6 protein-coding genes are annotated in these 6598 nt (G+C 50.9%); 4 read left to right on the top strand and 2 right to left on the bottom strand.

Translation table 11 applies throughout. From position 1 onward, the window contains the following. The first annotated feature begins 356 nt into the window (after positions 1–356). Together ACJAZW_RS14735 and ACJAZW_RS14740 are read left to right on the top strand one after the other, a co-directional pair. On the top strand, positions 357–1847 hold the full coding sequence (locus ACJAZW_RS14735) for a leucyl aminopeptidase (RefSeq protein WP_415159440.1): 1491 nt from the start codon (positions 357–359) through the stop codon (positions 1845–1847). Positions 1848–1868: 21 nt separating this feature from the next. Then, positions 1869–2315, top strand: coding sequence for a DNA polymerase III subunit chi (locus ACJAZW_RS14740; RefSeq protein WP_415159442.1), 447 nt, complete (start codon positions 1869–1871; stop codon positions 2313–2315). 270 nt (positions 2316–2585) lie between these two features. On the opposite strand, the gene ACJAZW_RS14745 is transcribed toward ACJAZW_RS14740, so the two are convergent. Together ACJAZW_RS14745 and ACJAZW_RS14750 are read right to left on the bottom strand one after the other, a co-directional pair. Then, a complete protein-coding gene (locus ACJAZW_RS14745) occupies positions 2586–3824 on the bottom strand; it encodes a M20 family metallo-hydrolase (RefSeq protein WP_415159444.1) in 1239 nt (412 codons plus the stop codon). Next, positions 3817–4479: a DUF1028 domain-containing protein gene (locus ACJAZW_RS14750; protein ID WP_415159446.1), complete on the bottom strand. Its 663-nt coding sequence runs from the start codon at positions 4477–4479 to the stop codon at positions 3817–3819. Before ACJAZW_RS14750 ends, ACJAZW_RS14745 begins: the two co-directional genes overlap by 8 nt. A gap of 88 nt (positions 4480–4567) precedes the next feature. On the opposite strand from ACJAZW_RS14750, the gene ACJAZW_RS14755 reads away from it, so the two are divergent. Together ACJAZW_RS14755 and ACJAZW_RS14760 are read left to right on the top strand one after the other, a co-directional pair. Next, entirely contained in the window at positions 4568–6145 is a 1578-nt protein-coding gene (locus ACJAZW_RS14755) for an ABC transporter substrate-binding protein (protein WP_415159448.1), read from the top strand. Between the two features lie 53 nt (positions 6146–6198). Continuing rightward, positions 6199–6598 (top strand): ABC transporter permease (locus tag ACJAZW_RS14760; RefSeq protein WP_415159450.1); only part of this gene is annotated, 400 nt, incomplete at its 3' end.

The following is a 6598-nucleotide window of genomic DNA, read 5'->3' on the forward strand; positions in this document are numbered from 1 at the left end:
TCGGGTACAACCAGCAATGATTGGGAGAACAGCGTCATCACGCCCTGTCCCTTAGCTGTTACCACATCAATGGTGCGCAGCAATTGCACCATCCAGCCCAAAAAAGCCAGCAGCACAACAAAGCCAAAAGCCGATACCAAATATCGAGAAAATAAATAACGCGCAATCAATGTCATATTTGTCTTTTTGCCATGAAGGTTTGCCCGCGTACAGACATCAAATGTAGATCACACAAGTTGATAAGCCGATTTGACCATTGAACTTTCATTTTTGGCAGCGCAGGATAGACATAATTAACGTCATTTTCAGACGTCCAGCCTCAGCAAATGCCCAAAATCAAAATAGTGGATGAATTGATGGATCAAAAACTCAGCCTAAAAATATCCGGCTTCACAAAGACCAAGGCCAAGCAGGTTTGTTTGTTCGTTGCGGATGAATTGGTTTTGGGGGAACAAGCCACCAAGATTTGGGCAGCCACCGCACAAGACCTTGCCAACTTAGCAAATGCCGCGCGTTTTAAAGCAAAAAAATCCAGCTTCTTCAATGTGTTTGCGCCTGCTGGTTCAACTGCGGACCGGATTGTTTTGGCTGGCATTGGTGATCTGAATGCTGAAACAGACATCAAAGAGTTTGCGTCTGCAGGCGGCACAATCGTCAACATGCTGCGGTCCCTTAAATCCGATCATGCTGAGATTATTTTTGACATTGCAGCAAGCGCAGAGCAAATCGCCGCTTTTGCCGCCGGGCTTCGCCTCGGCCATTACCGTTTTGACAAGTACAAAACAAACCCCGGCAAGCAAGATGATTTGCCACCAGCAGAGTTAAAACTCACTTTGCAAGTCGCAGACAAAAAAGCGGTGATGGCGGCAGATAAAATCCGCGACGCCGTGACCCAAGGCACCCTGACCGCGCGCAATTTGGTCAACGAACCTGCAAACATTTTGGGCACAGCGGAATTCGCGCAAGCGGCCAAAGACCTTGAAGAACATGGTCTGGAAGTTGAAATTCTTGATGAAAAGCAAATGACCCAATTGGGGATGGGCTCGTTACTGGCTGTTGGCTATGGTTCGCGGCGTCCGTCACTCCTCGCCATCATGAAATGGAACGGCGGCAAAAAGGGCGATGCACCTATTGCTTTTGTCGGCAAAGGCGTGGTGTTTGACAGCGGTGGTTTGTCCATCAAGCCTGCTGGTGGCATGGAAGACATGAAAGGCGATATGGGTGGCGCGGCCGCTGTAACCGGCACCATGAAAACCCTTGGTTTGCGCAAAGCTAAAGTCAACGCAGTTGGCGTGATCGGCTTGGTCGAAAATATGGCTGATGGTAATGCCATGCGCCCCAGCGACATCATCACTTCAATGTCCGGCCAAACCATTGAAGTCTTGAATACAGACGCTGAAGGGCGCATGGTTTTGGCCGATGCACTTTGGTACACCAAAGAGACGTTCAAGCCCAAATTTATGGTCAATTTAGCAACCCTTACGGGCGCGAATATGGTTGCCTTGGGCGATCAACATGCGGGCTTGTTTTCAAACGATGATGAACTATCGCAAAACCTGACCCAAGCTGGTTTGGACACGGGCGAGCGGGTTTGGCGCATGCCGATGGGGCCAGAATATGACAAACTGATCAACTCAAAATTTGCGGATATGAAAAACATTGGCGGCCGCTGGGCAGGGGCCATTACTGCCGCGCAATTCCTCAAGCGATTTGTCGGCGAAGTGCCTTGGGCGCATATCGATTTGTCCACCGCGATGAACGTGCCAGCGACCCCGATTTGCAAAAGCTGGGCAACAGGATTTGGCGTTGCATTGCTCGACAAGATGGTGCGCGATCATCACGAATAGAAACTGGGTCGGTGAACTGAATTGACCGAAATTTTGTTTTATCATCTGGAGCAGCGCCCCGCAGAGGCGGTGCTGCCCCTGTTGCTGGAAAAAACGCTGGAACGCGGCTGGCGCGCCGCTGTGCAAGTCGGCGACGTGGCTGAGCTGGACGCGCTCGACGCCGCGCTCTGGACCTATCGTGATGACAGCTTTTTGCCCCACGGCACAGGCGAAGGCGGACAAGTTGCCGACCAACCGATCGTGTTGGTCACGGATAAATCCAACGCAAACAACGCCCAAATCCGGTTCTTCGTAAAAGGGGCTGTACCCATCGAAGTTGGAGATTACGAGCGCTTGGTCTTTATGTTTGACGGCCACAACCCCGACGCGGTCACCCGCGCGCGGCAAGCTTGGAAAGCCTTAAAGCCTGACCATCAATTGACCTATTGGCAGCAAGAGCCAAACGGCAAATGGGCGAAGAAAGCTTAGGGTTGTTGGTTTAGTTGGCGCTTTTGTTCGATCTTGTGGTTGCTGAATGGCCGCAATGCGGGACAAAGCAACTAAGTCAGATTTGCCGTTAGCTATCATTATTGGGCGGGAGGCTGTCGTTCGTTGCAGTGGCTAAAGCCAGAACTGATTTTGCCCAAGCGGTCATCGGCAATAGTGCACCAACTTAGATGCCCAATTACCGCTCCCGGCCGAGTGTCACAGCAATGCGTGAGGCCCTAACAAAGGATACTTCTCACATCAAGGTATTGGCTACAACAGGGTCTTTGACCAAACAGGAAACGATCTTAAAAACAACACAATGACGTTAATTGCATCGCCCATGTCTTCAGGTGAGGCATATTCAGATGGGTTATGGCTGATGCCATCTTTGCAGCGCACAAACAGCATGGCTATGGGCCCCAAATCAGCCATAGCAGAAGCGTCGTGTGTGGCGCCTGACGGCAAGGTTAATGCACGACCCGCATGGACTTCAACAGCTGCAGTTAATGGTCTTTTCAAGCTGTCGGCACATTGCTGCGCATGTTGGGCGTAGGTTCTGTCATAGTTCAGTTTGAGACCGTGCGTCTGGGCTATTTCTTTTGCTTTGACTTCAAATCGTTGTGCCGCTTCGCTGCGAACATTGTCGTCGGCTGATCGTATTTCGACGGTAAGCCGTGCCTCATGAGGCACGGCATTGACCACATTGGGGGAAATGTCTAAGGCTCCGACGGTGGCGCGCAGGTGCTCAGTGTTGAGCGCCAACTCATGGACGAAGCTGATCAGTTTACTGGCCCCCACCAACGCATCTTGTCGGTTGCGCATGGGCAAAGTGCCCGCGTGTCCAGAAACACCATGAAAAGTAACGCTGTGCCGCTCTATGCCGCAAATGGCGGTGACCACGCCAAGCGATAGGTTTGCATCTTGTAGCACAGGACCTTGTTCAATATGCACTTCCACAAAGCCCAACGCTTGGTCGCTGTTGCGTTTGAGGTTGGGGATGTTTTCGGGCAACAAGCCAAAGTCCTGCATGGCTTTTTCAAGGGAAATACCATCGCGATCTTCAAGCTTTAGCACGTCAGGGTCAAAGGTACCTGTTAAAGCACGGGAGCCGATGAGCGCGGTGGGAAAGCGCACTCCTTCCTCGTCGGCAAATGCCAAAACCTCTACATTAAACGGCAAAACGACGCCTTCATTGTGTAGCTCTTTCAATGCGAGTATGGGTAAGGCAATGCCCATTATGCCGTCATATGCGCCGCCCTGACGCACGCTATCTTGATGAGAACCCATATAAAGCGTTTGCGTTGCACCAGTGAAGTTGGTGCGGCCCACCAACGTACCCGCCGCATCCAAATGGGTTTGTAATCCCGCGTCTTGCATCCAGCTTTCGATCATCTCAACCGCAACCGCATGTTCGCGGGTAAAAGGTAGACGGGTGACACCGGGTCCGTCCTCTGAAATCTTGGCAATTTCGGTCAGGCGGTCTGCCGCCAACTGCCCCGAATTAATCAAGACCACGCTCCTTATCGTTCAATGTGGGCACCGTGAGGTGCCAATCGCGATATTCACCAGACATCGCCCGATGATAAAGAGCCGCCAGATCCTCAAGTGGCTTTTCGCTGTAATCAATTCTTAAATCTGTTGGTGCTTCGTTTAATGAAAGGATCAACATGGCGGCAGACAAAAGCCCACGCTTATCGCCACCTGCATTCTGCGCCGCATTTAAAGAAGCCAATAGTCGTTCGCCCATTGACCCTTCGCAATCTAGGTAGCCGTTCTTGGCGGCAGATAGTACAGATTTTTCGGCCAGCAAATTGCCTGAAATGATCCCGTTTTTAAATGACTCGGCATGGGCAATTTCGGTGTTTTTGCTGCCGGTGAAGGAGGCACTGTTTCCAAGCGAATCAATCGCTGCCAACTGGCGTGATTCGCGACCTTGGTCAGGATCGGTGACAGATTGAATGGCTGTTTTTACAGCCACGCCTTGCTGCATCAAATCCAAAACATCATCGCGCCAGAAGGTGCTGGGGGCAGCGCCCTGGCTGGCACAAAGGCCCACATTGACCCGGCCGCGCAATACCCAACCACCCACGCAAAGCGAACCCGTGGCAGCCGCTGCGCCAAGTTGCTTCGTCTTTGGATCGAACACAAGAATTGAATATGTCATAATTACTCCTTGCGTCCTATTTATCATGATAAATTGACGTTTGCAATTTATCATGATAAATACATCTTGATCCTAAAGGGAGGTCAACATGCAAATCTTAAAACTAACGCGCCGCGCATTTGTCGCGGCTTCAATTGCGGCGTTGGGGCTATTCCCCGCGCTCACAAGCGCCTACGCGCAAACGCCAGCTGATGTGTTGGTGGTGGGCCAAATTGCGGAACCAAAATCATTGGACCCTGCGGCTGTTACCGCAGTGAATGATTTCCGGATTCTGGTGAATCTTTATGAAGGTTTGGTGCGCTACAAGCCCGGCACTTTGGAAGTGGCCCCGGGTTTAGCTGAGAGTTGGAGTATCAGCGCCGATGGCACCGAATATACATTTAAACTGCGCGACGGGGTGACTTTTCATGATGGCGCGCCATTAAACGCAGAGGCCGTAAAATTTAACTTTGATCGGATGTTGAATGAGGATCACCCTTATAACAACACCGGGCCGTTTCCGCTGGCATTCTTCTTCTCCGCAGTGCAAGAAACGGTTGCTGTTGATGATCTGACAGTGAAGTTCACTTTGAATGCGCCCTATGCGCCATTCTTGTCCAACCTTGCTTATCCAACGGGCTTGTTGGTATCACCTGATGCAATAAAAGAGTATGGCGCAGATATTGGTCGCCATCCAGCAGGTACAGGGCCATTCAAATTTGTTGAATGGGCATCGAATGAGCGTGTGGTGGTTGATCGCTACGCCGATTATTGGGGTGAGCCAGCAGGCGTTCAGGCCGTTGTTTTCCGTCCAATTACAGATGCCAATACCCGAGTTGCAGAAATGTTGGCCGGCGGGATCGACATGATGGTGGAAGTGCCGCCAACTGCATTATCGCAGTTCCAAGGTGATGATTTCACTGTGGCTGAGCAAGCTGGTCCACACGTTTGGTTCCTCATTTTGAACGCCAAAGAAGGTCCATTTGCAGACAAACGTGTCCGTCAAGCGGCTAACTATGCCATCAATAAGGAAGCGCTTGTAAATGACGTGTTGGAAGGCACAGCCGCTGTTGCCGCCGGCCCAACACCACCTGCATTTGCTTGGGCCTATAACAATGATCTGGACCCTTATCCTTATGATCCGGAAAAAGCCAAAGCCTTGTTGAAGGAAGCGGGCGCTGAAGGTGCTGAGTTGACATTTTATGTGACCGAAGGTGGCTCTGGTATGCTCGACCCCATTTCCATGGGGACGGCCATTCAGGCGGATTTGGCCGCGGTCGGGCTCAATGTAAAAATTGAAACCTATGAGTGGAACACGTTCTTGGGCAAAGTGAATCCAGGTCTTGAAGGTAAGGCCGACATGGCTGAAATGGCTTGGATGACAAACGATCCAGATACATTACCTTATCTGGCGCTGCGTTCAGATGCGTGGCCCGATAAAGGCGGCTTCAATTCTGGCTATTACTCCAATGAAAAAGTGGATGAGCTGCTTGAAAAAGCCCGCACATCGACAAGCCAGGATGAACGTGCAGCACTATATCGCGAAATGCAAACCATCGTTCAAGATGATGCACCATGGGTATTTGTGGCCAACTGGAAACAAAATGCAGTGACCAATGACCGGGTGGAGAATTTTAATCTCGAACCATCCTTCTTGCTTCACCTGCAGAACGTGACCAAAAAATAAACGTGTGAATTGGCGGGCATGGTGCCCGCCAATTTATTCCCGGGGGAGAAATAATGGCGGCCTATATTTTAAAAAGGCTTATTTCGGCCATTCCAGTTCTTTTTGGCATTACGCTGATTGTTTTTCTGATTATGGCGATGATTCCGGGAGACCCAGCCACGGCAATTTTAGGCGCCTATGCAACACCGGAAAATGTAGCCAAGATCAACAAAGACCTTGGGTTGGATGCGCCTCTGTTTCAGCGTTATTTCATTTGGTTGGCCAATATGCTCACCGGAGACTTTGGTCGCTCTTATTCCCTCAACCGGCCTGTCTTGGATGAAATTTTGGAGCGGTTTAACGCGACACTCGTTTTAGCAGGCACCAGCTTTGTCTTGTGCGCGATCTTCGGCATTCTAGCCGGGGTAATTTCTGCCGCACGGCAATATGGCTGGGCGGATAAAGTGATCACTT

Source organism: Maritalea sp., from assembly GCF_047634455.1.
In the GTDB taxonomy this organism is placed as follows: domain Bacteria; phylum Pseudomonadota; class Alphaproteobacteria; order Rhizobiales; family Devosiaceae; genus Maritalea.